Origin of the sequence: Aphanothece stagnina RSMan2012 (genome assembly GCF_046764815.1) — a bacterium.
GTDB lineage: Bacteria > Cyanobacteriota > Cyanobacteriia > PCC-6307 > Cyanobiaceae > NIES-981.
In genome coordinates this window covers 18137-44335 of record NZ_JBKOUC010000025.1, presented here as the reverse complement: position 1 = coordinate 44335, position 26199 = coordinate 18137, and the positions used below count along the sequence as shown (strand labels likewise).

Annotated in this window: 29 protein-coding genes, 1 other RNA gene and 1 pseudogene; 15 read left to right on the top strand and 16 right to left on the bottom strand. The window is 69.8% G+C overall.

Annotated elements, in window-relative coordinates:
• Together ACLNEE_RS14405 and ACLNEE_RS14400 are read left to right on the top strand one after the other, a co-directional pair.
• Positions 1-1050: YadA-like family protein (locus tag ACLNEE_RS14405; RefSeq protein WP_412007256.1), on the top strand; the 1050-nt coding region annotated here is incomplete at its 5' end.
• Positions 1051-1105: 55 nt separating this feature from the next.
• Positions 1106-1417, top strand: a complete 312-nt coding sequence (locus ACLNEE_RS14400; protein ID WP_411422625.1) for a hypothetical protein — start codon at positions 1106-1108, stop codon at positions 1415-1417.
• A gap of 28 nt (positions 1418-1445) precedes the next feature.
• On the opposite strand, the gene csaB is transcribed toward ACLNEE_RS14400, so the two are convergent.
• Positions 1446-2513 (bottom strand): polysaccharide pyruvyl transferase CsaB, encoded by a 1068-nt coding sequence (csaB, locus tag ACLNEE_RS14395; RefSeq protein WP_411422624.1) that lies wholly within the window; start codon positions 2511-2513, stop codon positions 1446-1448.
• Between the two features lie 2 nt (positions 2514-2515).
• Entirely contained in the window at positions 2516-3085 is a 570-nt protein-coding gene (locus tag ACLNEE_RS14390) for a rhomboid family intramembrane serine protease (protein WP_412007255.1), read from the bottom strand.
• A 48-nt stretch (positions 3086-3133) separates the two neighbouring features.
• On the opposite strand from ACLNEE_RS14390, the gene ACLNEE_RS14385 reads away from it, so the two are divergent.
• Genes ACLNEE_RS14385 through psaK form a run of 3 tightly spaced genes read left to right on the top strand, consistent with a single transcriptional unit; the run spans position 3134 to position 4117 of the window.
• On the top strand, positions 3134-3448 hold the full coding sequence (locus ACLNEE_RS14385; protein WP_411422622.1) for a DUF2499 domain-containing protein: 315 nt from the start codon (positions 3134-3136) through the stop codon (positions 3446-3448).
• Positions 3445-3804, top strand: a complete 360-nt coding sequence (locus ACLNEE_RS14380) for a DUF3593 domain-containing protein (RefSeq protein WP_411422621.1) — start codon at positions 3445-3447, stop codon at positions 3802-3804. Before ACLNEE_RS14385 ends, ACLNEE_RS14380 begins: the two co-directional genes overlap by 4 nt.
• 55 nt (positions 3805-3859) lie before the next feature.
• Positions 3860-4117 (top strand): photosystem I reaction center subunit PsaK, encoded by a 258-nt coding sequence (psaK, locus tag ACLNEE_RS14375; protein ID WP_411422620.1) that lies wholly within the window; start codon positions 3860-3862, stop codon positions 4115-4117.
• A gap of 36 nt (positions 4118-4153) precedes the next feature.
• Here psaK and ACLNEE_RS14370 read toward each other — a convergent pair whose 3' ends face one another.
• On the bottom strand, positions 4154-5347 hold the full coding sequence (locus ACLNEE_RS14370) for an NAD(P)/FAD-dependent oxidoreductase (protein WP_411422631.1): 1194 nt from the start codon (positions 5345-5347) through the stop codon (positions 4154-4156).
• A gap of 23 nt (positions 5348-5370) precedes the next feature.
• Entirely contained in the window at positions 5371-7293 is a 1923-nt protein-coding gene (gene dxs / locus ACLNEE_RS14365) for a 1-deoxy-D-xylulose-5-phosphate synthase (RefSeq protein WP_411422619.1), read from the bottom strand.
• A 71-nt stretch (positions 7294-7364) separates the two neighbouring features.
• On the opposite strand from dxs, the pseudogene ilvA reads away from it, so the two are divergent.
• The 3 genes and pseudogenes from ilvA to ACLNEE_RS14350 all read left to right on the top strand — a co-directional run.
• Positions 7365-8951: pseudogene (ilvA, locus tag ACLNEE_RS14360) on the top strand (threonine ammonia-lyase, biosynthetic); the annotation flags it as partial.
• 99 nt (positions 8952-9050) lie between these two features.
• Entirely contained in the window at positions 9051-9629 is a 579-nt protein-coding gene (gene scpB / locus ACLNEE_RS14355) for an SMC-Scp complex subunit ScpB (protein WP_411422617.1), read from the top strand.
• Positions 9630-9653: 24 nt separating this feature from the next.
• Complete coding sequence (locus tag ACLNEE_RS14350; protein WP_411422616.1) at positions 9654-9941, top strand: YggT family protein; 288 nt, start codon at positions 9654-9656, stop codon at positions 9939-9941.
• Here the strand turns inward: ACLNEE_RS14350 and ACLNEE_RS14345 are convergent.
• Positions 9935-10447, bottom strand: coding sequence for a hypothetical protein (locus ACLNEE_RS14345; RefSeq protein ID WP_411422615.1), 513 nt, complete (start codon positions 10445-10447; stop codon positions 9935-9937). The two genes, ACLNEE_RS14350 and ACLNEE_RS14345, sit on opposite strands and share 7 nt — an antisense overlap.
• 81 nt (positions 10448-10528) lie before the next feature.
• Positions 10529-10858: a nucleoside triphosphate pyrophosphohydrolase family protein gene (locus ACLNEE_RS14340; protein ID WP_411422614.1), complete on the bottom strand. Its 330-nt coding sequence runs from the start codon at positions 10856-10858 to the stop codon at positions 10529-10531.
• 56 nt (positions 10859-10914) lie between these two features.
• On the opposite strand from ACLNEE_RS14340, the gene pyk reads away from it, so the two are divergent.
• From pyk to ftsH, 4 genes are all read left to right on the top strand, one after another.
• The gene (gene pyk / locus ACLNEE_RS14335; protein ID WP_411422613.1) at positions 10915-12699 is read left to right on the top strand and encodes a pyruvate kinase; all 1785 of its coding nucleotides are present in this window, start codon (positions 10915-10917) and stop codon (positions 12697-12699) included.
• Between the two features lie 18 nt (positions 12700-12717).
• Positions 12718-13947 carry an ABC transporter permease gene (locus ACLNEE_RS14330; protein WP_411422612.1) on the top strand — a complete coding sequence of 410 codons (1230 nt, stop codon included), beginning with the start codon at positions 12718-12720 and terminating at the stop codon, positions 13945-13947.
• Between the two features lie 170 nt (positions 13948-14117).
• Positions 14118-14417 (top strand): DUF1830 domain-containing protein, encoded by a 300-nt coding sequence (locus ACLNEE_RS14325; protein WP_412007253.1) that lies wholly within the window; start codon positions 14118-14120, stop codon positions 14415-14417.
• Positions 14418-14478: 61 nt separating this feature from the next.
• Positions 14479-16413: an ATP-dependent zinc metalloprotease FtsH gene (gene ftsH, locus ACLNEE_RS14320; RefSeq protein ID WP_411422610.1), complete on the top strand. Its 1935-nt coding sequence runs from the start codon at positions 14479-14481 to the stop codon at positions 16411-16413.
• Between the two features lie 186 nt (positions 16414-16599).
• Here the strand turns inward: ftsH and clpP are convergent, their stop codons facing one another.
• The gene (gene clpP, locus ACLNEE_RS14315) at positions 16600-17190 is read right to left on the bottom strand and encodes an ATP-dependent Clp endopeptidase proteolytic subunit ClpP (protein ID WP_411422609.1); all 591 of its coding nucleotides are present in this window, start codon (positions 17188-17190) and stop codon (positions 16600-16602) included.
• Positions 17191-17265: 75 nt separating this feature from the next.
• Here clpP and psb29 point away from each other — a divergent pair, with 75 nt between their 5' ends.
• Positions 17266-18006 carry a photosystem II biogenesis protein Psp29 gene (psb29, locus tag ACLNEE_RS14310; RefSeq protein ID WP_411422608.1) on the top strand — a complete coding sequence of 247 codons (741 nt, stop codon included), beginning with the start codon at positions 17266-17268 and terminating at the stop codon, positions 18004-18006.
• Here psb29 and ACLNEE_RS14305 read toward each other — a convergent pair.
• From ACLNEE_RS14305 to petN, 4 genes are all read right to left on the bottom strand, one after another.
• Entirely contained in the window at positions 17930-19324 is a 1395-nt protein-coding gene (locus ACLNEE_RS14305) for a hypothetical protein (RefSeq protein ID WP_411422607.1), read from the bottom strand. The two genes, psb29 and ACLNEE_RS14305, sit on opposite strands and share 77 nt — an antisense overlap.
• Complete coding sequence (locus tag ACLNEE_RS14300) at positions 19321-20541, bottom strand: CofH family radical SAM protein (RefSeq protein ID WP_412007252.1); 1221 nt, start codon at positions 20539-20541, stop codon at positions 19321-19323. Before ACLNEE_RS14300 ends, ACLNEE_RS14305 begins: the two co-directional genes overlap by 4 nt.
• 92 nt (positions 20542-20633) lie before the next feature.
• Complete coding sequence (locus tag ACLNEE_RS14295; protein ID WP_412007251.1) at positions 20634-20894, bottom strand: hypothetical protein; 261 nt, start codon at positions 20892-20894, stop codon at positions 20634-20636.
• A 23-nt stretch (positions 20895-20917) separates the two neighbouring features.
• Positions 20918-21019 (bottom strand): cytochrome b6-f complex subunit PetN, encoded by a 102-nt coding sequence (gene petN, locus ACLNEE_RS14290; protein WP_213204940.1) that lies wholly within the window; start codon positions 21017-21019, stop codon positions 20918-20920.
• 64 nt (positions 21020-21083) lie between these two features.
• Here petN and clpS point away from each other — a divergent pair, with 64 nt between their 5' ends.
• Positions 21084-21374, top strand: a complete 291-nt coding sequence (clpS, locus tag ACLNEE_RS14285) for an ATP-dependent Clp protease adapter ClpS (protein WP_412007257.1) — start codon at positions 21084-21086, stop codon at positions 21372-21374.
• Positions 21374-21652 (top strand): DUF2103 domain-containing protein, encoded by a 279-nt coding sequence (locus ACLNEE_RS14280; RefSeq protein WP_411422604.1) that lies wholly within the window; start codon positions 21374-21376, stop codon positions 21650-21652. The genes clpS and ACLNEE_RS14280 overlap by 1 nt, the downstream gene beginning before the upstream one ends.
• Here ACLNEE_RS14280 and ACLNEE_RS14275 read toward each other — a convergent pair.
• The 5 genes from ACLNEE_RS14275 to ACLNEE_RS14255 form a co-directional block, all read right to left on the bottom strand.
• Entirely contained in the window at positions 21634-22074 is a 441-nt protein-coding gene (locus ACLNEE_RS14275; protein WP_411422603.1) for a hypothetical protein, read from the bottom strand. The two genes, ACLNEE_RS14280 and ACLNEE_RS14275, sit on opposite strands and share 19 nt — an antisense overlap.
• Positions 22075-22194: 120 nt before the next feature.
• A non-coding RNA gene (ssrS, locus tag ACLNEE_RS14270) (6S RNA) lies at positions 22195-22378 on the bottom strand.
• A 64-nt stretch (positions 22379-22442) separates the two neighbouring features.
• A complete protein-coding gene (locus ACLNEE_RS14265) occupies positions 22443-23693 on the bottom strand; it encodes a 5-(carboxyamino)imidazole ribonucleotide synthase (RefSeq protein WP_411422602.1) in 1251 nt (416 codons plus the stop codon).
• Between the two features lie 59 nt (positions 23694-23752).
• On the bottom strand, positions 23753-25216 hold the full coding sequence (locus tag ACLNEE_RS14260) for a hypothetical protein (protein WP_411422601.1): 1464 nt from the start codon (positions 25214-25216) through the stop codon (positions 23753-23755).
• An 82-nt stretch (positions 25217-25298) separates the two neighbouring features.
• The gene (locus ACLNEE_RS14255) at positions 25299-26183 is read right to left on the bottom strand and encodes a carbohydrate ABC transporter permease (protein ID WP_411422600.1); all 885 of its coding nucleotides are present in this window, start codon (positions 26181-26183) and stop codon (positions 25299-25301) included.
• Between the last annotated feature and the right edge of the window lie 16 nt (positions 26184-26199).

Genomic DNA, 26199 nt, shown 5'->3' with positions numbered 1-26199 from the left:
CAGGGTGGAGCCACCATCTCCAATGGCCTCACCGTTCAGGGCGGCGCGAGAATCGACAACCTCAACGTGACCGGCCCCGCCAGAATTGGCGGTCCGCTGACGGTGGATGGACCTTCCACCTTCAACAACGACGTGTCAATCAAGGGCGCCCTTTCAACCACGGGGCCCGTGACACTCAAGGGTCTTGCCAACAACGACAACTTCGCCGTTGACCGTTATCAGTCGGGTCAGCGACGGCTGCTCACGATCGATGGAAGCGGCAACACGGGTACCTCCAGGGTCACCGTTCCCCAGGTGGAGACCACCATCACCCGAACCGTGCCTCGCCTCGAAGATTCGGTGTACCAGCTGGGCAAGGCCGTGGAAACGACCGGGGCCATGGCGGCAGCCTTCTCGGCCGTGCCGGAGGTGACACTCCAGAAGGACGAGCCGGTGCGCTGTGGCTTCGGCGCCGGCGGCTTCGGCTCCCGGTACGCCCTCGCCGCGGGCTGTGCCGTGCGGGTGGCCGAGCGCCTGTACCTCAACGGTGCCCTCTCCTATGCCCCATCGGTCGATTACGGCTATGGATCCACCCCCTCGGTGGGCGGAAGGCTCGGGTTCTCCTTCCCCCTGGGCAGGATCGACAAATCGGCTGAGCCTCAGAGTGAGGAGGGCGCAGAGGGCAGCGAGGAGACGGATTCCACCACCTCGCAGGAGATTCAGAAGGATCTCATCGCGATGAAGAGCGAAATTTCAGAGCGCGAGAAGGAAATCGAGGCTCTCAAGCAACAGTTGGTGGCTCTCACATCCCAGGCCGGTGGTGGCAAGAATGCAGAGCTTGTTGCCTTACTGCAGAAGCGGATCGAGGAACTGGAAGCCGAGAAGCGTCGCAGCGACAGTGAAGATCAGCGCCAGAACGGCTTGATCCAGGCCCTGCAGCGCCAGCTCGCCGCTCAGCAGGCCCGGTTCAACGAGATGATGATCCAGATCCGGGCCCTGACGCCGGGTGGCGGGAACATCACCCCGGTGGTCAACCCCGTGGTCGACCAAGACACCAACGCTTCGCGCTAGAGGCGAACCCGTCGAAAAGACCTCTGCGCACCGTCTGATCCCCCCGACTCTTCCGATGAAACGAACCCTCCTGCTTGCCCTGCTGCTGTTCGCCACCCCTGCCCTGGCGCAGACGCGTCCCAGCGATGCCCAGTTGCGCGAGCAGTTCCGCACCGACTTCCTGCGGGGTTGCCAGGCCGGTCGCACTCCTGGTGTGCGGAACCAGCGGAACTACTGCAATTGCTTCGTCAACTCCTACCTGGCCCGCTACAACGGCCAGACCCTGGGTGCTATCGCAGCCCAGGCCAACCAGCTCGGGGGCCGTGGTGCCGCCCTGGTGGATCTGATGATGTCGCCGGAACGCCAGGCCTGCGCCGCGCGAAGCTGAGCCGCCCAGCCATCCCCGAGCCGGGGCGTCAGCCCAGCCTGGCCAGCACCCGATCGTGCACCGCGGTCGAGTCGCGCAGGCGCCGCAGCACGGCCGGATCGGCTGGCCGGTCCAGGCAGGCGCGCCACCGGGTGGTGAGGTCGGTCGGGGCCGGCTGGTCCAGCGGCGTGCAGGGGCAGCCGAGAGCGGCGGCGGCGGCCTCCACCTTGGGGTCGTAGCTCAGCGCGGCCACGGGGGCTCCGGCGGCGGCGGCCAGGATCAGGCCATGCAGGCGCATGGCCAGCACGAGCCCACTGCCGGCACAGAGCCGCATCGCGTCGCGGGGTCGCTGCACGACCACCTCCCGGCTGCGTGCCGCCAGGGCAGCGCCGATCAGCCCCTGGGAGCGCAGCGCCGCCAGCAGGCCCCGGTCCTGATGGGCATGGAACGGCAGCCAGAGCAGCTCCCGCTCCGGCACCAGCTGCTCCAGGGCCTGCAACCAGGGGCGCCAGCCCTCCACGCCCAGCTGCGCGGTGGGGCGGAAGCAGAGCACGATCGGGCCGCCGTGGCCCCGCCACTCCTCAGGCTCGACACGCCACACCGGATCGCCACCCACCAGGGGCTCACCTCGCGCCCCCAGGCGCCGGGCCAGGGCCGCCGAGGCGGCATCCCGCCAGCTCATGGCGCTCACGAGCGGCAGCACCCCCCGCATCAGCCAGCGGCTGGCCCCACGGCGCAGCGGGCCCAGGCCCTGGCCCCAGAGCAGCACTGGCTTCCCCTGCGCCCGGGCCACCACCACCAGAGCCGCGTAGTACACGAGGCTGAGCAGGCTGGTGCTGTCCTGGAAGAGGCTGCCGCCGCCGAAGATCACGGCGTCACTGGGGCCCACCGCCGCCAGCACCGCCCCCAGGCTGGTGCGGTCGACGCAGGCCACGCCATAGCGGCGTTGCAGCAGGGCCTGATCCCGCGCGGTGACGGTGGGCCGGCACCGCGCCGGCAGGCTGGCCAGCAGCACCTCCAGCAGGGCGTCGTCCCCGAGGTTGTGCTCGCCGTAGTAGCCCACCAGCAGCGGGCGGTGACACAGGGGCACGGGGCGAAGCGCAGCGGTGGGGGCCATGCCTACCACCGCGGGCTGCCGGAAACCTGCTCACGCCGGGGCACCGGCGCGCCGAACCAGGCCGCCAGCACCCCGGCGCCAAAGCCCGAGGCGTGGCCGATCCAGCTCACCCCGGCCGGGCTCAGCAGCGGCACCAGCGCGGGCAGCAGTCCGCCATAGGTCGCGATGCAGAACACCGAAAGCAGGATCGGCCAGGGGCGGCGCTCCACCAGGCCCACCGCCATCAGATAGCCCAGCAGGCCGTACACGACCCCCGAGAGGCCATGGCTGGCGTTGTGCCAGAGCAGCCACACCGGCAGGGAACACACCAGCACGGCGGCCCACACGCGCAGGTAGGGGCGCAGGCCCCGCGTCAGCACCAGCCAGGAGAGCGGCAGGAACCAGAGGGAATTGCTGACCAGGTGGGCGAAGCCACCATGGCTGAACGGCGCCGTGAGGATGCCCCAGGCCGGTCCGCCCGGCACCAGCGGCAGGTTCCAGCGGCCGCCGAACAGGAGCTGGTCCACCAGTTCCTGCGTCCAGGCCACCGCCAGGATCAGCAGCGGCAGCAGCAGACGGGTGCAGAGGCCCATCGGGGCAGAACCCTCGCGGAGGGAGGAACGCGATGCCAGAGTCTGCCCATGCATGCCCTGTCCCTGCCGACCTGGTGGATCCACATCGCCTCGGTGCTGGAGTGGGTCGCCGCCATCGCCGCCGTTCAGCGCTTCGGGCTGCAGCGGGGTGAACCCGGCTGGCGCTGGCTCAGCCTGGCGATGCTCCCCGCCCTGGTGAGCGCCATGGCCGCCTGCACCTGGCACCTGTTCGACAACCCCCCCGAGCTCAAGGGGCTGGTGGTGTTCCAGGCCGCGAGCACCCTGGTGGGGAACGTCACCCTGGCGATCGCCGCCTGGAACCTGCTGCGGCTGCAGCGCCTCAGCCTGCGCGCACCCCGATGACAGGCCTGCTCGAGCGGCTCGGATCGGTGGATCCTGCCCCCCTGTTCGTGCTCTCCCTGGTGCCCTACCTCGCCTTCCTCTGGTGGGCCCGCCAGGTGGAGGCCTTCCCGCGGCTGGCGCTGCGGGGATTTCAGCTCACCCTGGTCTTCGTGGCGGTCACGATCGGCGCCGCCATCGTGGCGGAAGTGTCGTTCGGGCGACAGCTGGCGGATGTCGATCCGCTGCACGGCGGGGCGGAAGCGTTTCTCACCCTCGCGAACCTGCTGGTGGCCATCGGCTTCATGGGAGGCTCCCGCCCCGGCGAATCAGCCGAGGGCAGCGCCGGGAGCGACGCTGCTGGCATGAACAAGTCTTAAGCGGTGGCGGCAGGCGCTGCCCTCGCCCGGAAGATGGGGCGTCGGCTTGTGATCCATGTTCGCTCCGCTTCTGGCTGTGGCCCCCGCCACCATCACCTGGTCGCCGAAGGTGGCGCTCGTGATGATCGTCTGCAACGTGATCGCCATCGCGATCGGCAAGGCCACCATCAAGCAGCCCAATGTGGGTCTGCAGCTCCCCAACTCCGCCATGTTCGGTGGCATGAGCCATGGGGCCATGCTCGGCACCCTCAGCCTCGGCCACATCCTCGGCATCGGCACCATCCTGGGCCTGGCCTCCCGCGGCGTCGTCTGAGGCGCCGGTTGAGTTGCCCGTTGAGGCCCCAGCCGATCAACGCCGGCCGAGCAGATACGGCAGGGCCTTGAGGCCGTAGCGCTCGAAGCGGTACTCGAACAGCAGGGCGGAGAGATCCTCGGCCCTGCACCCCTCGAGGGTGCTGAGGAGCCGTTCCAGGCGCCGGTCCCCCTCAGCGTCGGCAAGGCCCAGCCAGGTGCGCCGGGCCAGCCGGCCACTCAGGTTCCAGCGCCAGCCCAGTTGCCGTCGCAGCCGGCGGCGGTAGCGCCGCAGCAGGGTGGAGGCATCCGCCGGCCGCCCGCGGCGCTCCTGACGAACGGCCTGGATCAGCAACGGTGCCAGCAGATCCGCGCTGAGCAGGGCGTGACGGATGCCCTCACCACCCAGCAGGTTGGCCGTGCTCACCGCATCCCCCAGGCCCACCAGCCTGCCCCGACCGTGCGCCTCCCGCCGGGTGATCGTGCTGCGGATCCGGCCGCCGTGCCGGTCGAGCACGGCGGCGTCCTCCAGGCCGGTGCGCGTCAGCAGCTGGCGCAGATCGGCCCCCAGAGAGGGTGAGCTGCCCTCCGGAGGCTCCAACCGGCACACCCCCACCTTGAGCTGGCCGCGGGCCATCGGAAACACCCAGCCATAGCCCTGCTGGACCCAGCCGCTGCCCAGAAAGAATCCCAGCCGATCGGCCCAGGCGCGCCAGGGCCCGGGCCCGACCTCCAGCAACCACTCCACCCCGCGCCCCACCACCAGGGGATCGCTCGCTGCAGCGGGCTCCCCCAGCAGCACCCGGCGCTCCCCGCTGGCATCCACCACCCAGGAACTCTCCACCGGCGTGACGCTGCCATCGCCGCCGCGCAGCCAGGTGCGCAGGCCAGCCGCTCCGGCAGGCTCACAGGCCAGGGCCGTGCTGCCCAGCAGCAGACGGCCCCCGCCGGCCTCGGCCGCAGCGGCCAGCCAGCGGCGCAGGGCACCGAAATCCAGCACCGCACCGAGGGGTTGTGGCGCCATCCACTCCCGCGGCGATCCGTCCGGCCCCACCAGATGCCAGCCACGCCAGCTGGCCGCGACCACGCTGGCCGGGATCCCGAAGCGCTTCACCGCCGAGAGCGGCAGGGCGGCACTGCTGAAGGCTGCATCCGTCAGGCGCTGCAGCCGCTCCACCAGCAGCACCTGCACCCCCGAGGCGGCCAGCTCAGCGGCCAGGCGACCACCGCCTGGACCGGCGCCGACGATCAGAACCTCGCAGCGCTGGGGATGGCTCAGACCGCCAGGGGCTTGACCGGGGTGGCCTTGGTGAGCACGGCCCCGAAGCGCTCCAGGATCCGCTCCGCCATCTGGGTGGGGGTGAGGCCGAGGGCCCGCTTGCTCTGGTCCGGCGAAGCATGGTCCACCAGCACATCGGGAATGCCGATCCGCAGCACGGGCACCAGCACCTCATGGTCGTTGAGCGATTCGCAGACCGCCGCTCCGAAGCCGCCGGCCAGGCAACCCTCTTCCATCGTCACCACCCGTCCGATGCGGCGGGCCATGGGCAGGATCAGGGCCTCGTCCAGGGGACGCAGGAAGCGGGCGTTGATCACCGCCGCCCGCACGCCGTGCTCCTGGAGCAGACCGGCGGTGGCCAGGGCCGGATGCACCATGGCGCCGTAGGCCACGATCAGCAGGTTATCGCCGTCGGTGAGCAGCTCACCGCGTCCGATCTCGAGCGGTTCGAACCCCTCTTCGGCCAGCGGCACCCCCTCGCCCTCGCCGCGCGGAATGCGCAGGGCGCAGGGGCCGTCGTGGTGGATCGCGGTGATCAGCATGCGCTGCAGCTCCCCCTCGTCCTTGGGCGCCATCACGGTGAAGTTGGGCACGCAGCGGAGGTAGCTGATGTCGTACTGGCCCTGGTGGGTGGGGCCATCGGCCCCGACGATGCCGGCGCGGTCCATCACGAACGTGACCGGCAGCTTCTGGATACCCACGTCGTGGATCAGCTGGTCGTAGGCCCGCTGCAGGAAGGTGCTGTAGATGGCGCAGACCGGCCGCAGCCCCTCGCAGGCCATCCCGGCGGCCATGGTCACGGCGTGCTGCTCGGCGATGCCCACATCGAAATACTGGGCCGGCAGGGCCTTCTCGAGCAGGTCGAGGCCCGTACCGGTCGCCATGGCGGCGGTGATGCCCACGACCCGGGGGTCGAGTTCGCAGATCTTGACCAGGGTCTGCCCGAACACCTTGCTGTAGCCGGGCGGCTTGGGCTTGCTGGAGGGATAGGCCTTGCCGGTGGTGAGATCGAAGGCGCTCTGGGCGTGGTAGCCCACCTGGTCCTCCTCGGCGTAGGCGTACCCCTTGCCCTTGGTGGTGGCGACGTGCACCAGCACGGGCCCCTCGGTGCGGTGCGCCTGCTCGAAGGTGCGCACCATCTCGGCGATGTCGTGCCCGTCGATCGGGCCCATGTAGGTGAAGCCGAGCTCCTCGAACACCGCTCCCACCTTCGGCACCGCCAGGCGCCGCATCGATTCCTTGAGGTTCTTCAGCTCGGGGGGGAGTTCGCCGTGCATGAACGGCAGATGCTTGATCGCCTCCTCGGCGTTGTCGGTCAGGAACTGCACCGGCTTGCTGTGCCGCATGCGGTTCAGGTGGGTGGAGAGGGCCCCCACCGGCGGACTGATCGACATGTCGTTGTCGTTCAGCACCACCAGCAGGTTGGTGCGGGGCAGGTGGCCGGCATGGTTGATGGCCTCGAGCGCCATGCCGCCGGTGAGGGCGCCATCGCCGATCACCGCCACGCACTTGAAGCTCTGGCCCAGCCGATCGCGGGCCAGGGCCATGCCCAGGGCCGAGGAGATGGAGGTGCTGGCATGGCCGGCACCGAAATGGTCGAAACGGCTCTCACTCCGCTTGAGGTAGCCGGCCACGCCGCCCTGCTGGCGAAGGCTGTGGAAATCCTTGTAGCGGCCGGTGATCAGCTTGTGGGGATAGGCCTGGTGGCCCACGTCCCAGACGACCTTGTCGTGGTCGAGATCGAGGGTCTGGTACAGGGCCAGGGTGAGTTCCACCACCCCCAGGCCGGGGCCGAGGTGGCCGCCGCTGGTGCTCACCACCTCCAGATGGCGCTCGCGGATCTGCCGGCCGATCGCTTCCAGTTCGGCGGTGCTGAGGCCGTGCAACTGGTTGGGGTGGCTCAGCTCGCTGAGATGCATCACGACCCTGGAGTTGGGGTCAATCTAGGGGGTTCCCCTGGCCCACCCGTGTGGATTGCGACACTGGATGGATGAGCCAGCCGTCCTGGAACCCCGCCGCCCGCCGGAACCCTGCCGAGGCGGGGGAGGGCACGGAACCCTCCGCCTACCTGCAGCGGATCCTGCGGGCCCGGGTGTATGACGTGGCGATCGAATCCCCCCTCGATCCCGCGCCCAACCTCTCGGCGCGGCTGGGCAACCGCGTGCTGCTCAAGCGGGAGGATCTGCAGCCGGTGTTCAGCTTCAAGCTGCGCGGCGCCTACAACAAGATGGCCGGCCTCTCCCCCGCCGAACTGGAGCGGGGCGTGATCGCCGCCAGCGCCGGCAACCATGCCCAGGGGGTGGCCCTGGGCGCCCAGAAGCTCGGCTGCCGGGCGGTGATCGTGATGCCCGTCACCACCCCGGAGATGAAGGTCAGGGCCGTGGCGGCCCGCGGCGCCGAGGTGGTGCTGCATGGCGACAACTACGACGACGCCTGTGCCGAGGCCACCCGCCTCGCCGGGGAGCGCGGCCTCACCTTCATCCATCCCTTCGACGATCCCGACGTGATCGCCGGCCAGGGCACGATCGGCATGGAGATCCTGCGCCAGTGCTCGGCGCCGCCGGATGCGATCTATCTGGCCGTGGGCGGCGGCGGCCTGATCGCCGGGGTGGCCGCCTTCGTCAAGAGCGTGTGGCCCCAGGTGCAGATCGTGGGGGTGGAGCCGGTGGATGCCGACGCCATGGCCCAGTCGCTGGCCAAGGGTGAGCTGGTGCGGCTGGAGCAGGTGGGGCTCTTCGCCGACGGCGTGGCCGTGCGCCAGGTGGGCATCCACACCTTTGCCCTGGCCCAGCGGCTGGTGGATCGCATGGTGACCGTGGACACCGACGCCATCTGCGCCGCGATCAAGGACGTGTTCGAAGACACCCGCTCGATCCTGGAGCCCGCCGGTGCTCTGGCGGTGGCGGGGATGAAGGCGGACGTGGCCGAGCGCGGCCTGCAGGGCCGGACCCTGGTGGCGGTGGCCTGCGGCGCCAACATGAACTTCGATCGGCTGCGCTTCGTGGCCGAGCGCACGGAGATCGGCGAGGACCGCGAGGCCATGCTGGCGGTGGAGATCCCCGAACGGCCCGGCAGCCTGCGGGAGTTCTGCACCCTGCTGGGCACCCGCAACCTCACCGAGTTCAGCTACCGCCTGGCCGACCCCAGCCGGGCCCACATCTTCGTGGGGGTGCAGACCAGCGGCAGCCGCGACGAGCAGGACCTGATCCACGACCTGCGCGGCGCCGGCTTCGCCTGCCTGGATCTCTCCAACGACGAGCTGGCCAAGCTGCACCTGCGCCACATGGTGGGCGGTCGGCTGCCGGCGGCCGCGCTGACCCCCGGGGTGCAGGAGCTGCTCTACCGCTTCGAGTTTCCGGAGCGGCCCGGGGCGCTGATGCGGTTCCTCACCAGCCTCCATCCCAACTGGAACATCAGCATCTTTCACTACCGCAACCACGGCGCCGATGTGGGACGGATCGTGGTGGGCGTGCAGGTGCCGGAAGCGGAGATGGCCGCCTGGCAGGACTTCCTCGACGGCCTCCACTACCACTATGTGGATGAGAGCGCGAACCCCGCCTACCAGCTGTTTCTCGGTGCCATGCCCCCTGGCGTCGAAGGGGCCGCCGTCGGTGCGGACCCCCTGCCCGCCCTGGCCTAGTTGCGGTACCTTGCGGGCTCTGAGCGCGGCATCGCCATGACCAGCGCCCCCGTGATCAGCTCCCCGGACAGTGGCGCCCCAGAGACTGGCGGCCCAGGGAACACCGCCCATTGCAGCGGCGTCGGCCTGTCGCTGCCGGCACGCCTCGAAGCGATCCTCTACCTCAAGGGCCGGCCCCTCAGCCTCGGGGAGCTGGCCGAGATCGCCGGCACCACGCGGGAGGAGGCGGAGCTGGGTCTGATCACCCTGATGGCCGACTATGCCCACCGGGACACGGCCCTGGAAATCCGCCAGGAGGGGCAGCGCTACGGGCTCCAGCTGCGCGAGAGCCTCGGCGATCTGGTCCAGAACCTGCTGCCCGTCGACCTCTCCACCGCCGCCCTGCGCACCCTGGCCACCATTGCCCTGAAGAAGCGGATCCTGCAGTCCGACCTGGTGGAGCTGCGGGGCTCAGGGGCCTACGAGCACATCAAGGAGCTGCTGGCTCAGAACTTCATCGAACGCCGGCGCCAGAGTGAGGGCCGCTCCCACTGGCTCACCCTGAGCGAGAAATTCCACCGCACCTTTGCCGTGCGGGCGGACGAACTCCAGCCCCGGCCCCGCCAGGCTGCATAGAGTCAGCGCATCCTTCCCGTTTCCATGGAAGCCATCGCCCTGGTGCTGAGCGTGCTCAGCCGCACCCTCTCGATCTACTCGCTGATCCTGCTGGTGCGGGTGCTGCTGAGCTGGTTCCCGAACCTCGACTGGAGCAATCCGGTGCTCGGCACCGTGAGTTCGATCACCGACCCCTACCTCAATGCCTTCCGGGGTCTGATTCCCCCGATCGGGGGCCTGGATCTGTCCGCCATCCTGGCGTTTCTGGCCCTGAGCCTCGGGCAGCAGCTCCTGGGCACGGCCAGCGTCAGCATGCTGGCCGCCAGCTACTGATCCGCCAGCGCCTGCTCGAGGGGCAGGAGCTCGTCGTCCACGCCGGCCCGGCTGCGCACCGGAGCGCTGAAGCCCCGGGCCTTGACATTGCGGAACCGGATCGGCTCCGGCGTCCCGGACGGAACGGCCAGGCGCAGCGCAAAGCTCGAGGTTCCCGGCGGCACATCACCGATACTGCCCACCCGCGTGCGGTTCTGGAGCACCGGTTCGCCGCTGGAATCGACGATCAGGGCAAACACGTCGGTGTCGACCACCGCCTTGCGGCCCTCGTTCACCACCGTGCCCCTCAGGGCGTAGCAACTGGCCCCGGCCGGCCGCCGCAGCTCCGGCTGGGCCGCGATGTCATCCGCCGGGCAGGGCTCCAGCGTCACATCGCGCACCTGCAGATCGGCCGCCAGCGCGGGGGGCGGCACCAGCAGCACCAGCAGGCTCAGCAACACCATGCAGGCGGCTCGACGCAGCAGGGCCAGCGCTGAAGCTCTCGAGACCACTCTGTTGTTGTCCATGGGAGACGCGCCAGCGAAGGAAGGCCCAGCCGTTTCAGCCTCCCATGCGGGAACGGAAGACGCGCCTAACGGAAGATGCCCCTAGCGGTTGTCGCCGTCGCCGCCGATCACCTGGCGCGCCGCCCGGCTGGCCAGCTTCTCCAGGTTGGCGGCGGCGATGTCCGCCAGATCCAGATCCAGCTCGGTGGCCAGCTGGGCCACGTACCAGAGCACATCGCCCAGCTCCAGCCGCAGGGCCTGCACCACCTCATCGGTGAACACGCCGCCGCGATCGCGCAGCACCTTCTTCACCTTGTCGGCCACCTCGCCCGACTCGCCGCAGAGGCCCAGGGTGGGATAGATGGGATTGCTGCCGGCATCGGGATACACGGCTGTCTCACGGGAGCGCTGCTGGTAGGAGCGGAAGTCCATCGGTGGCAGCTCTGCGAGGGGGCCAATGGTAGTTTCGGCGCACCTTCGGCACCGCGATGCCCCAGCCCGATCTCACGCGTCGCACCAAGATCGTCGCCACGATCGGGCCCGCCACCGAATCACCCGAGCGGCTCAAGGAACTGATTCACGCCGGGGCCACCACGTTCCGTCTCAACTTCTCCCACGGCGACCACAGCGAGCACGCCGCCCGCATCGCCACGATCCGTCAGGTTTCCAATGAACTCGACGTCCACGTGGGCATCCTGCAGGATCTCCAGGGACCGAAAATCCGGCTGGGTCGGTTTGCCGATGGGCCGATCACCCTGGCCAAGGGCTCGCGTTTCAGCCTCACCTCCCGCGATGTCGCCTGCGACCAGACGATCGCCACCGTCACCTACGACAAGCTGGCCGACGAGGTGCTCGCCGGCAGCCGCATCCTGCTCGATGACGGCCGGGTGGAAATGCGCGTCGACGTCGTGGATGTGGCCAAGCAGACCCTCCACTGCAGCGTCACCGTCGGCGGAGTTCTGAGCAACAACAAGGGCGTCAATTTTCCGGACGTGCAGCTCTCGATCCGCGCCCTCACCGACAAGGACCGCACCGATCTGGCCTTCGGCCTGCAGCATGGCGTCGACTGGGTGGCGCTCAGCTTCGTGCGCAATCCGTCCGACCTGCAGGAGATCAAGGAGCTGATCGCCAGCCAGGGTCACGACACCCCGGTGGTGGCGAAGATCGAGAAGTTCGAGGCGATCGACCAGATCGACGACATCCTGCTGCTCTGCGACGGGGTGATGGTCGCCCGCGGTGATCTCGGCGTGGAGATGCCGGCCGAGGAAGTGCCGCTGCTGCAGAAGGAGCTGATCCGCAAGGCCAACAGCCTCGGCATCCCGGTGATCACCGCCACCCAGATGCTGGATTCGATGGTGAGCTGCCCCCGGCCCACCCGGGCCGAGGTGAGCGACGTGGCCAACGCGATCCTCGATGGCACCGACGCCGTGATGCTCTCGAACGAGAGTGCCGTGGGGGATTACCCGGTCGAAGCGGTGGCCACCATGGCCACCATCGCCCAGCGCATCGAGCGCGACTACCCGATGCGGGTGATCGACTGCCGCCTGGCCACCACCATCCCCAACGCGATCTGCCAGGCGGTGAGCACCATCGCCCGCAACCTCAACGCCGCGGCGATCCTGCCGCTCACCAAGAGTGGCGCCACGGCCCGCAACGTCAGCAAGTTCCGCCCCAGCACCCCGATCCTGGCGATCACCAGCGAAAAGCAGGTGGCCCGCCAGCTGCAGTTGGTCTGGGGTGTGAACCCCCTGCTGGTGCCGGAGCAGAGCTCCACGACCAGCACCTTCAGCCTGGCGATGGGCATGGCCCGGGAGCGGGGCTTCCTCCAGGACGGCGACCTGGTCGTGCAGACGGCCGGCACCCTGGCCGGGGTCAGCGGCTCCACCGATTTCATCAAGGTGGGGATCGTCACGGCGGTGCTGGTCCAGGGACTCGGCATCGGCAACGGCTCGGTCAGCGGGCGGGTGCGGCTGGTGGAGCGGCCGGAGGATGCCGCCGCCATTCAGACCGGCGAAATCCTGGTGGTGCACGAAACCAGCGCGGAGTACGTGGAGGCCTTCCGCAAGGCCAAGGCCGTGATCGCCGAGGTCGGCGGTGCTGACAGCCATGCCGCCGTGATCGCCCAGCGCACCGGCATACCGGCGATCGTGGGTGTCACCGATGCCATCGCCAGCCTGCGGGCCGGTGAGATCGTGACCCTCGACCTGCACCACGGCCTGGTGCATCGGGGGGCCCGCAGCCACAACGCCGACCCCACGGGCGCCATCGTCTAGGCAGGCGACCCCGCACCCATGGCCTCCAAGCTGCCCCTGCGCGAAACCGTGGGGATGGCCCTGTCGACCCTGCAGGCCAACCGGCTGCGCAGCCTGCTCACGATGCTGGGCATCGTGATCGGCAACGCCTCCGTGATCACCCTGGTCGGGGTCGGCAAGGGCGCCCAGAACCTCGCCGAGGGTCAGCTCAGCAACCTCGGCGCCAATGTGCTGTTCGTGGTGCCGGGCAACAACGACACCCGCCGGCAGGGCATCGACTTCCCCAAGACCCTGGTGCTCGAGGACGCCGAGGCGATCGCCGAGCAGGTTCCCTCGGTCAGACGGGTGGTGCCCCAGGTCACCCTGAGTGAAGTGGTGCAGGCCGGGGGGCTCTCCAGCACGGCCTCGGTGAATGGGGTCACGCCGGATTTCCTGCCGGTGCGGCAGTTCGAGATGGCCGGGGGGCGCTTCTTCACGGCCTCCGATCTGGATTCGGCCCGCAGCGTGGCCGTGATCGGTCCCGATCTGGCCAAGAAGATGTTCCCGGGTCGCGTCAGCGTCGGCCAGACCCTGCGCATCCGCAACCAGCCCTTCGAGGTGATCGGCGTTCTGGAGGCCAAGGGGGCGGTGTTCGGCCAGAACCAGGACGAAAACGCCTACGTGCCCCTCACCGCGATGGTGAGCAAGCTCTCAGGCCGCGACCCCACCTATGGCGTGAGCCTCAACTTCATCAGCGTGGAGGCCCGCGATGGCGAGAGCACCGGGGCGGCCGCCTTCCAGATCACCAACCTGCTGCGTCAGCGGCACCGCATCCTGCGGGAGGACGACTTCGCCGTGCGCTCCCAGCAGGATGCCCTCACGATCGTGAGCACGATCACCGGTGGCCTCACCCTGATGCTCGCCGCCATCGGTGCGGTGTCGCTGCTGGTGGGCGGCATCGGCATCATGAACATCATGCTGGTGTCGGTGAGCGAGCGCACCGCCGAGATCGGTCTGCGCAAGGCCCTCGGAGCCCGCAGCGGCGACGTGCTGCTCCAGTTCCTGGTGGAATCCCTGGTGCTGGCGAGCCTGGGCGGAGCCATCGGCACCGTGGTGGGGATCGGCACCGTGAGCCTGGTGGCGCTGCTCACCCCCCTGCCGGCGGCGATCGGGGCCGGCACGGTCCTGGTCACGGTGGGGCTGTCCGGTTCGATCGGCCTGTTCTTCGGCGTCGTGCCCGCCCGCCGGGCCGCCCGGCTCGACCCGATCGTCGCCCTGCGCAGCCTCTGAAGCGGGGCTCAACGCAGGAGGGGCTCAACGCAGGAGGGGCGGGCCGAGCAGGCCCCCACGGACACCGGAAATCCCGAAAAAAGCCTTAAGCCGTCGAAATCGTGACCACCGTCACCAAAAGCTCACACACTTGATGGCTTCATGGTTCGGTAAGGACATTGGGACCAACCTTGAACTGGCTGGAATGCGGCTACCGGAACAGCAGCGATCGGATGGTGATCGCGCGCTGCATCGGCCCTGAGGAGTTCTTCATGGAACGTGTCGTGTTTCCGTTCGAACTGCTCAGCTTCGCCTGCCCCCCCCAATCGGAGCTGAAGATCTGGACCCATGGGCTGGGAGGCCCTGAACTGCTGGAGACCGTCGCCGTCGCCGACCTGGTGGTGAGCGGCACGCCGGTTCCCAGTCCGCTCGAGCTGTTGATCGGCGATGGCGAGGGCGAACTGGTGGACTCCTGGGCCCGCGCTGTCTGAAGCTGGGCCGGGGGCAACCCCCGGTGTCCGCCGTTACACTTGTTAAGAAAGTGTCTCAGCTATGAACCAGCGCTGGCGTCTGATCGTTCTCTGGCTCCTGCCGCTGGCGGTGGTGGTCTTCCTCGGCTGGCAGATCCTCAGCAGTGGCGGGCTCAACCGTCTCGGCCCCAGCGGCCCGACAGCCGCGCCCCGCAATGCGGCCGTGGCCCGCATGAGCTACGGCCGCTTCCTCGACTACGTCGATGCCGGCCGTGTCACCGCCGTGGACATCTTCGATGGCGGTCGCAGTGCCGTGATCGAGGCGGTGGATCCCGAACTGGACAACCGGGTGCAGCGGCTGCGGGTCGATCTTCCCGGCCTGGCTCCCGAGCTGGTGAACAGGCTCAAGGACGAGGGCATCAGCTTTGACATCCACCCTCCCAAGCAGGCACCGCCGGCGCTGGGCATCCTGGGCAACCTGCTCTTCCCCCTGCTGCTGATCGGCTCGCTGATCTTCCTGGCCCGCCGCTCCAACGGCATGCCCGGGGGGCCCGGCCAGGCGATGCAGTTCGGCAAGACCAAGGCCCGCTTCGCCATGGAAGCGGAAACCGGTGTGAAGTTCGATGATGTCGCCGGGGTCGAGGAGGCCAAGCAGGATCTCGAGGAAGTGGTGACCTTCCTCAAGACCCCGGAGCGCTTCACCTCGGTCGGCGCCCGCATCCCCAAGGGGGTGCTGCTGGTCGGCCCCCCTGGAACCGGCAAGACCCTGCTGGCCAAGGCGATCGCCGGGGAAGCCGGTGTGCCGTTCTTCTCGCTCTCCGGTTCGGAGTTCGTGGAGATGTTCGTGGGGGTCGGCGCCAGTCGGGTGCGTGACCTGTTCAAGCGCGCCAAGGAGAACAGCCCCTGCCTGATCTTCATCGACGAGATCGACGCCGTGGGCCGCCAGCGCGGTGCCGGCGTCGGCGGCGGCAACGACGAGCGGGAGCAGACCCTCAATCAGCTGCTCACCGAGATGGACGGCTTCGAGGGCAACAGCGGCATCATCATCATCGCGGCCACCAACCGGGCCGACGTGCTCGATTCGGCCCTGCTGCGACCCGGTCGTTTCGACCGTCAGGTGCAGGTGGACGTGCCGGACATCAAGGGTCGCCTCTCGATCCTCAAGGTGCACTCACGCAACAAGAAGCTCGCTGACGACGTGAGCCTCGAGATGATCGCCAGGCGCACCCCGGGCTTTTCCGGCGCCGATCTCGCCAACCTGCTCAACGAGGCCGCCATCCTCACCGCCCGGCGCCGCAAGGAGGCGACGTCGCTGGCGGAGATCGATGACGCCGTGGACCGGGTGATCGCCGGCATGGAGGGCAAACCGCTCACCGATGGACGCAGCAAGCGGCTGATCGCCTACCACGAGGTTGGCCACGCCCTGGTGGGCACCCTGGTCAAGGCCCACGACCCCGTGCAGAAAGTGACCCTGATTCCCCGGGGCCAGGCCCAGGGCCTCACCTGGTTCTCGCCGGATGAGGAGCAGATGCTGGTCAGCAAGGCCCAGTTGCGCGCCCGGATCATGGGAGCCCTCGGCGGCCGTGCGGCCGAGGAAGTGGTCTTCGGCCATGCCGAGGTCACCACCGGCGCCGGCGGCGACATCCAGCAGGTGGCCTCGATCGCTCGCCAGATGGTCACCCGCTTCGGCATGAGCGACCTGGGCCAGTTCTCCCTGGAGGCGGGCAACCAGGAGGTGTTTCTCGGCCGCGACCTGATGACCCGCAGCGATGCCTCCGATCGGATGGCCAGCCGCATCGACGACGCGGTGCGTCAGATCGTGCAGCAGTGTTACACCGACACTGTCAAGCTGGTGGCGGAGCACCGTGCCTGCATGGATCGGGTCGTCGAGCTGCTGATCGACAAGGAGAGCCTCGATGGCGAGGAGTTCAGGGCGCTGGTGAGCGAATTCACCACCATTCCCCAGAAGGAACGCTTCTCCCCGTTGCTCACGGAAGCCGCCTTCCCCACGGTCTGAAGCCCAACAGTCTGAAGTCCAACGGCCTGACGCCCCAGGGGATGTCCCCAGTCCCCACAACTGGGGCCTTCACACCGCCTCAGCCCATCACAAAAACAGGCCCTGTCCGGTGATCCGGGCAGGGCCTTCGTGGGATGGACGGGGTGCGCGAGGTGCTGCCTGTGGATGCGATGCGCGGGCGGTGGTTCAGACCGCGTGGACCGGGCGCTTCTCGATCACCTTGTCGATCAGGCCATAGGCCACGGCTTCGGCAGGGGACATGAAGAAATCCCGATCGGTGTCCTCCTCAATCCGGGGCAGGGGTTGGCCGGTGCGCTCCGCGAGTTCGTTGTTGAGCTTCTTCTTCAGGTAGAGAATCTCATCGGCCTGGATGCGGATGTCGCTGGCCTGGCCGCGGGCACCGCCGAGCGGCTGGTGAATCATGATCCGCGAATGGGTGAGGCTGCTGCGCTTGCCGCGGGTGCCGGCACAGAGCAGAAAGGCCCCCATCGACGCCGCCAGGCCCAGGCAGACGGTCTGCACATCGGGCTTGATGTGCTGCATGGTGTCGAAGATGCCGAGGCCGTCGTACACGGAGCCCCCCGGCGAGTTGATGTAGAGGAAGATGTCCTTCTCCGGATCCTCGGCCTCGAGGAACAGCAACTGGGCCACGATCCGGTTCGCCGACTCCGCCGTGACGGGCTCGCCAAGAAAGACGATCCGTTCCCGCAGCAGGCGGGAATAGATGTCGAATGCCCGTTCTCCCCGGCCCGACTCCTCAATCACGATCGGGATCATGGGGCTGGTGGCGCAACTGGGGCGATCCTACTGAGCCCGGGCGGCTAGGGTCGCGGGATCCCAGGAACGAGCAGCGTGAGCGCCGCCCTCACCGTCTCCGACAGCAAACGCGCCTTCCACAGCGCCTTCCCCCATGTCATCGCGCCCCTCTACCGGCGGATGGTGGATGAACTGCTGGTGGAACTCCACCTTCTCAGCCGACAACGCGGCTTCCAGAGCAACCCCCTCTTCGCCTGCGGCCTGATTCAGGTCTTCGATGGCTTCGCCCGGGGCTACCGTCCCGACGAGCACAAGCCGGCCCTGCTCGCCGCCCTCTGCGGCGCCTCCGGCTTCGACGCCGGGGAGTTGCGCGGCCAGGCCGAAACCGCCCTGGCCGCGATGGGCTCCCACCCGCTGGAGGAGGTGAAGCAGTGGATCGAGCGCGAGGGCGAAGGGGCCCCCGAACCCCTGGCCTCGGCCCTGTCCAGCATTCGTCGGCCGGACTTCCACTACTCCCGGCTGATGGCGGTCGGGCTGCTCAGCCTGCTGGAGAAGGCCCAGGGCGCCGATGCCATGGATCCGGCCACCCTGCGCGGCTATGCCCATGACCTGGGCGCTGCGATGGGACTGCTGCGCGAGCGGGTCGACAAGGACCTCACCCTCTATGTGTCCAACCTGGAAAAGCTCGCCCAGGCCGTGGAGCTGATGCAGGAAACCGTCGCGGCGGAACGCCGCAAGCGGGAGCGGCAGCAGAACCCCGTCAACGCGGCGGAGGCGCTGGCGGAGCCGGCGGGGGAGAGCCCGTCCCCAGCTGCAGACGCCCCTTCAGCCGGCTGATCATCGCCCCCCCCGCCCTGCTTCGCTCGGCCAGAACCGTCAGCTGGTCGGCCTGAAGCAGCGGGCGGGGCAAGGCGTCGGGAAGCAGTCCCAGGGCTGTCAAGGCCTGGGGCCGCAGCCTCAGCTGCAGCAGCGACGTTGCCCTGGCGGGCGCCCCGGCGGAGCCGACAGCGTCCGGCACGGGCGGCACAGGGCCCAGAAACAGCAGAAGCTCGGGGTCACGGCCGGGCACGCTGGTCCAGCGCCACCCCCCCACCACGCCGGCCTCCTCGCGGCTCCAGGTGCTGGTGGGCAGCGCCTGGGTGCTGCCGGGTGGCGGTGCCGCCTGCCCGGGGGCCGGGCCCTCGTTGAACCCCTGCTCGATCAGGGCCTGCCGCAGCCGGCTCAGCAACCGGGCCCAGTCCGGGCGGTCCGCACCCGGGGCCAGCTGGAGTTCCAGGCCCGCCTGAAACGGACCCGAATCCAGCGGGCGCAGCCGCAGCACAAAGGGGGTGCGGCGCAGCAGGGCCAGTTCAGTGCGGCCGATGCCATAGCGGGAAGCCAGGGGATCGCGGATCAGCTGGCGACTGAGCAGTCCCTGGAGGAGAAGTTCGAGCGAGCGGCCCTGCAGTTCGAGCAGCAGGCCCCGGCCCAGCGGCCCGGGAAGTGAGCCGCTGGCGGCGGGTGGCGGCGGGGCGAGCAGGCCGGTGGTGGGAGCGGCCTCACCCTCGAGCTCGAGGCTGTCGCCGATCAGCCGCAGGGAGACGCAGCCCTCCTGAAAGCTCTGCAGCAGGGGAGCCACGGGGCCGCCCATCGCCCCGAAGGCCGTGGGATTCCAGAAGGCGGCCTGTTCCCGCTCCAGCCGGGTCAGGCAGCGCTGCTCCAGGCCCCGCCGCTGCCGCGGCAGCTGCTTCAACTGGTCAGCGAGGAGCCGGTGGGAGAGGGGATCGGCCGCCACCACCACCAGGTCATCGACGCGGAGGCTGTGGGGGGGCATCGCCATGGTGCCCATCCGCATCGGACGGGGCATGGGGAGCGCCAGGTAGGCCCCACCGTCGCCATGGCGTCCCCAGAACTGCCACCACACCCGCTGCTGCTGGCGCCACAGCTGCTCGGACGGCCCCTCACCCAGGCGCTCCCGCCACAGCTGCGGCACCGGCCGCTGGGACGCGGCGGGAAAACTCTGGAGCAGAGCGGCCTGGGCCAGCAGCCTGGCCAGGCCCTCCGCCCGCGGGCGGGGGAGCCGCAGCAGGGCCACCGCCGGCACGATCAGCAGCAGGCCGGTGGTCAGGGCGGTGACCCGCAGCGGCAGTCGAGGCAGGGAGAAGCGGCGGGTCATGGCACGGGCTCGTAGAGCGTGGTGCGCTGCTGCGCCGGCCGGTCGAGGTGGCGGGCAGCCCGGCCCAGGCTGGCGGGGGACTGGGCCGTGCCCCCCCGGGCGCCGGCCATGGTCGTGATGTGCTCTTCCATCAGCGTGCCGCCCAGGTCGTTGCAGCCCCAGCGCAGGGCCTCCTGGGCGCCGGCCAGGGTCAGCTTGACCCAGCTGGGCTGGTGCCTCGGGATCCAGGGGCCGAGGATCAGCCGCGCCTGGGCCGTGAGCAGGAGCATCGCCGCGAGGTCCGGTTGATCCCTGCCGACCCGGGCTCGCAGGGGGGCCGGCGCCGCCTCCCCGACGAAGGGCAGCAGGACGAATTCGGTGAAACCCGCCAGGCCCTGCGCCTGGGCCCTGCGCTGCAGGGCCACCAGGGTGAGGAGATGGGCCATCCGGTCGGCCGGAGCCTCGATGTGGCCGGCCATCAACGTGCTGGTGGCGGCCAGGCCGCTCTGCTGGACCTGCAGCATCACCGTCACCCATTCCCGCGCCGACAGCTTCTCCGGACAGATCACGCGCCGCACGGGCTCGCTGAGCACCTCGGCAGCCGTTCCGGGCACCGATCCCAGGCCGGCGGCGATCAGGCGCTCCAGCACGGCGTCCAGCGGCAGGCCATCCTGCTGGGCGAAGAAGAGCAGTTCCTGGGGAGAGAAGGCATGCAGGTGGATGCCGGGGGCGGCCCGGCGGAGCCGCTCCAGCAGGGCCGCCGCGTAGGCCAGCTGGCTGCCCCCGATCCGGGCGGCCGGGTTGAGACCGCCCTGCAGGCAGAGCTCCGTGGCTCCGGCCCGCTGGGCCTCGACCGCCCGTTGCTCCAGCTCCTCCACGCCCAACCAGTAGGCCCCAGCCTCCCCGGCATCGCGCCGAAAAGCACAGAACGCGCAGTGCTTGACGCAGTGGTTGGAGACGTTGAGATTGCGGTTGACCACATAGGTCACCACCTCGCCGGCGAGCTCGCGGCGCAGGGCGTCGGCCCGCTGGCGGATCAGCTCCCGCTCCGGGCCGCTCCAGGCACGACGCAGCACCTCCAGGGCCAGCCGCCGCAACCGCAGGGTCACAGCCGCCGCATGGTCGCGCTCGGGGGATGGGCCCTCCTGCCGATGGGCCTGGGCCAGGGCCTCCAGCAGGGCGTCGCCAGGCAGGGCGGAGAGGTCCTCCAGCTCAGGTGGGTCCGGCTGCTCCGTCACGGGGAGCGCTGGGTGGACCAGCAGCCCGGCGGACTCCTCCCAGGCCCAGGCAGCCAGGGACTCAGGGGAGGGCGCGGACGCCCTGAGGGGGGTCACGGACGGGGGGACCGGCGACGAGACGGGGAAAGTCCGGCACCGATGCCGGGAGGGCTGGGGGCGCCTGCCTGGCGGGCGGAGCGCTTGCGCGCGGCTGGCTTGCCCGATCCACCACCCGGCGCCTCAGCGGCACGGCGGCGGCGCCGGTCCCGCCAGTCGACGACGGAGAGGTACACGACTCCGGCGCTGACGAACAGCAGCAGAACAGAGGCGACGCCAGCCAGGAGCTGGGTGCTGCTGAAGGGCAGATCAGGCACCGGCGAGGACTACGGGCAGGAGATCAGAAGTTGATGCTGCCGTCGCCATGACGGCCCCACACCACCATGGCGATCGAGAAGCTGAACAGGGCGGCCAGGGAAGCCCAACCCAGGGTGATCAACATGCCGGTTTCACGAAGCGTGCCGGCACTGTACCTAGGCTCCGTGCATCCCGAACAGCCCGCCACCGTGGTCAGTTCGTCCCCCACCGCCGTCCGCGAGCGCCAGCTGCAGCGCCAGCCGTACCCCCACTTCAAGGTGGTGGTGCTGGACGATGACGTGAACACCTTCCAGCATGTGGTGGACTGCCTGGTGCGCTACATCCCGGGCATGCAGCCGGATCGGGCCTGGGAGCTGGCCCATCGGATCGATGGGGAGGGCGCAGCGGTGGTCTGGTGCGGCCCCCAGGAGCAGGCGGAGCTCTACCACCAGCAGCTGGGTGGCGAGGGACTCACGATGGCGCCGCTGGAGCCCGCCTGATGGGACGGGTGGTGATCACCCACAGCACCTACGTGGAGGGCCTGATCCCTCTGCTCAAGCGACTGGCTCAGGTTCCCGGGATCGGCACCATCACCCCCGCCGTGATCAGCCGGGTGCGGGGGCACAGTCCGGCCCTGCGGCTTCGGGTCTCGACGCCGATCACCGGTGGCCACAAGCTGGTGGCCCGCCGGGGCACCAGTGCCCAGGAGGTGTTCGTGGTGACGGATTGGTCACGCGAACGGCTCCAGGAGCTGGTGGATCAGCTGCTGGAGAACTGAGTGGAACCCAGGCTCACCCGCAGCTCGCTGCCACCGTGGCGCTCGTAGACCGCCATGGCCGTGAAGCGGGCGTAGGCGCCTCCGGAGCGGAACCACGCCTCCTCCGCCAGGGTGAGGTCGTCGGGTTCGAGTTGCCAGCGCTGGCGCAGATAGGTGCGGTAATCGGCCGGGTTGGTCTGGGGCGCCTGCCAGTGGACGACGGCGAAGCCGAGGGCCCGCACCCGGTAGAGACCATCACTGGCCTCCTGAATCTCCTCCTGAAGCAGGAAGGTGCGGAAGCGCGCCGCCTCGGGGGAGGCGTCGAGGTCGGCCGGCTTGCCCTCGAGGGGGTATTTCCGCAGGTAGAGCTGGCGGGCCTTCGGGAAGACCGGTCCGGGTGCCAGGGCCAGCAGGGACGTGAAGGCCTGTTGGAAGCTGTCCATGCGGCAACGGTCCTGGGCCGGAAGCGCTGCCCCCAGAATGCCCCCCCGACGGGGATGATGCCCATGGCGGCAGCGCAGCCCAGCTCCGATCGGCTGGGCTGGGTTGCGCTGGGCTCAAAAGGTTGGACCGCCGTGCCGTTTTGCCCCAGTGTTCGACCTGGTGGAACCAGAAGGGGGATCAAGGACGGGGCTCCGTTTCCGGCTGCAAGGCCGGTCTACGTCACTTCCGCTGCAGACCCCCCATGTCGAAAGAGGAGTCAGATCAGAAAACTGTAGAAGGCAGTCACCAACACGGCAGTCCGGGATCACTCTAAGCCTGATCGCGCTTGGCGTGGCTCAACCGTCACAGCCGCCCGGTGGTGGCGGTCTCAGGCCGGCGGCAGCGGCCAGGTCCGGCGCACCTGGGCGAGCCGCTGCATGGCCTCGCGGCGGCGCTCCTCGGCCGTGCCCCCCTGCAGCAGCAGGGTCACATGGCCCAGCTTGCGTCCGGGCGTGGCCGTCGTCTTGCCGTACCAGTGGACGCTGGCAGCGGGAAGCTCGGCCAGGGCCCGGCGCTGCGGGTCGTAGCTGTCCGTCGAGCTCTCGTAGCCGAGCAGATTGACCATCAGCGCTCCCGGCACCTTCAGATCCACCGGCCCCATCGGCAGCCCCGCCGCGATCCTGGCCTGCTGGGCGAACTGGCTGGTGCGGGCGGCCTCGATCGTGACATGGCCGGAATTGTGGGTGCGGGGTGCGATCTCATTCACCTGCAGGCCGGCAGGCCCGTAGAAGAACTCGATCGAGAGCACCCCCACGTAGTCGATCGCCGTGAGCAGCGAGGTCGCGACGTTGCGGGCGAAGGCCTCCACGGCGTGGGGAACCGCCGCCGGGGCCAGCACCCACTCACACACCCGGCGGTGCTGGTGGGTCTCGACCAGGGGATAGCAGCGGACATTGCCCTGCTGATCCCGGCAGACCAGCTGGGACAACTCGCAGCTGAAGGCCACGAAGGCCTCGACGATCCAGTCGGCCGGATCGACACTCTCCACCAGGGCCTCGAGGTCGATGGCCTCGCGCAGCAGCAGGGTGGCCTTGCCGTCATACCCGCCGGTGGCGGCCTTGGCCATCACCGGGAAGCTCCACCCCTCGGGCAGCTGGGGTGCGGCTGGAGCTGGCGGGGTGGACACCACCGGGTCCGCCGCGGAATCGGGCGAAGGGGCCGAAGCAGGGATCAGGGCCTCGAGGGGCAGCCAGGGGGGGGCCGGCACGTGGAGACGCTCGAGCAGCTCCCGCTGGCGGCGCTTGTTGACCAGGGGTTCGAGCGCCTGGAGGCTGGGCAGGAACCGGATCCCCTCCAGCTGCAGGGCCTCCAGGGCGACCAGGTCCACCCACTCGTTCTCGAAGGTGATCGCGGCGCAGCCGACGGCAAGCCGGCGGGTGGCCTCCACGTCCCGCAGATCGGCCTGGATCAGCCGGGCCGCCAGCCGGGCCGCAGGGTCATCGGTCGAGGGGGTCTGGACATTGACGGCGATGTTGAGCTCGCGGGCCGCCCCTGCCAGCATCCAGGCGAGCTGACCCCCACCCACCACGCCGATCCGGGAGGGCAGGGCAGCGGCAGAGTCGGCCAGGGACACGGCCATTGCGACGGGAACGGGCTGGGGGGCAGGCGGCGGACGGGTACGGCCCTCGGGCCAGGGCGTCAGGTGGAGGCGTTGAACGCGTACCAGGCTTCGAGCAGCTGGTAGGCCGTCTGGCGGCGGGGCCAGAGGCCGGGATCTCCACCCTGATCCGGATGCCAGCGCATCAGGTTACGGCGCCAGGTGGCGCGCACCTGCTGCCAGCTGCTGCCGGGCAGCACCCCCAGCTCCTCGCAGGCCTCGCGGTAGGCGCTGGCCTCGAGGGTCTGGGCGCCCCCTCCTGGAGGCATCAGGCCCTCCGCTGCCGCCGAGGGCTGCAGCGGCTGGGCGAAGACGACCTGCTCCAGACGGTCGACCAGCTGGCGGGCCTCCTGGGTGGCCTCGAGGGCGCTGTCCGCTTCCTGCCGGGCCCGATGCAGCTGCTCGATCACGCCCGACTCGATCGCCTCCAGCCGCCGCTCACTGGCCTCGGTCCGGGCCAGCACCTCGCCGCGGGTCTGGGCAGCCCCCCGCAACGCCTGGGCGATGTCCTGTTCCACAGCCATCCGGGCCTGCTGGGCCTGCTGGATCTCCTGTTCCACGGTGGCCAGGCGCGTCGAAGCGCTGGAGGCCACCGCCAGGACATCGGCGGCCTGGCGCCGCAGCTCCGCCAGTTCGCCGCCCTCGAGGGCGGTGCAGCGCTCAAGGATCTCACGGGCCTGGGCCAGCTGGCTTCCCTGGTGCTCCGCCAGGGCTTCGGCATCCCGGCTGGCCGCCTGGGCCGCCTCCAGGGCCGCCTTGGCCTGACGGCGAAGCTCCACCAGCTCCCCCTGCTGGCCACTGCGCAGGGCTTCGAGCAGGGTGCGGACCTCCTGCAGCTGGGCGCCGTAGGTGCCGAGCAGCTCCTCCGCCCGACGCTGGGACGCCTGGGCCGCCACCAGGACAGCATCGGGGGCCGTCGCGGGGACGTCATCGGGGCCGGTGGCCGGGCCGGCGAGCACGCGCTGGAGGGTGGCCTCCGCCTCACGCCGCTGTTGCTCCGACTGACGAAGCTGGTCCTCCAGGGCCGCCAGGCTCTGCGCGGCCTGGGCCATGGCCTGCTCCAGCTCACGCTGGCTGGCCTCGGCCGCGGCCCGGGCGGCGGTGGCTTCGGCGCGGGCTCGGGTGAGCTGGCGCTCCGCGTCCCGGTCGGCCGCCATGACCAGCTCCCGGGCCCCCTGTTCCTTGCTGGTGGCACGCTGGATACCCTGCCGCGCCTGGTCCACCGCTCCCTGTCCTCCAGCGCGGCCGCCGTAGCGCAGGGGAGACTTCCGCCCCGCGGAGCGCCGCGGCGTCCGCAGCAGCATGACCCCGACGATGGAGAAGACGGCGGGGGAGACCAGCACCCAGTAGCTGTCATTGCGCAGCTCCGGATTGCCCTCCTTGGCCGCCTGCTGGCCCCGCACCACGATCAGCAGGAAGAGCACCAGGCCGAGCGCCAGGCTGAACAGCCCGAGCACGCGGCGGTCGTTCTGGGGGGCGCTCGGTCTGCCGCCGGAGGGGGCCATGGGTGGGAAGGCCGGGCTGGCAACAGGCTAGGCAGCCCCTGGGGCCGGGTCCACCCATCCGGCCGAGGTTCCCGCGGCGGCTTCAGGTCAGCCCCTTCTCGCCCGCAAAGGCCAGGCGCACCAGGCTCAGCAGCAGCACGATCAGGAAGAGGGCCAGGCCCACCGTGCAGGCGTAGCTGATCTCCAGTTCGGCGAAGGCCTGATCGTACACGTAGTACACCAAAGTGCGGGTGGAGTCGGCAGGCCCCCCCTGGGTCATCAGGTACACCTCCTCGAACACCTTGGTGGCCGCAATCGCCGAGATCACCGCCACCAGCGTGAGGTAGGGCCGCAGCAGCGGCAGGGTGATGTCGAGGTGCTTGCGCCAGCCCTCGCTGCCATCGAGCGCGGCCGCCTCGTAGAGGTCGGCGGAGATCCCCTGCAGGCCCGCCAGGAAGATCACCATGTAGTAGCCGAGGCCTTTCCACAGGGTGACGAGCATCACCGCGGGCAGGGCCAGCAGCGGCGAGGTGAGGAAGCCGATCGGGCTGAACCGCTCGCCCAGCAGGGCCCCCAGCCAGCCGTTGATCAGCCCGTTCTCCGCGTAGAGCCAGCGGAAGGCGATGGCCGCCACCACGATCGACACCAGCACCGGTGTGTAATAGGCGGCCCGAAACCAATGGATGCCCGGCAGCTGGCGGTTGACGAGCACCGCCAGGGCCAGGGCACCGAGCACCACCGGGGGCACGACACCCACCAGATAGAGAAAGGTGGTGCCGGTGACCCGGAAGAACATCGGGTCGGCCAGCAGGCGCCGCACGTTGGCCAGCCCCACGAAGCGCAGCGGCTCGCTCACGTCCAGGCCGGCCTGGGTGAAGCTCATCAGCAGCGCCATCGCCGCCGGGATCAGCACCGACAGGCCGATCAGCAGCAGGGCCGGGGCGAGGAACCCCCAGGCGGCGGCAGTACGGGGGGTAGAGGAGGACATCGCGGCCACCGGGATC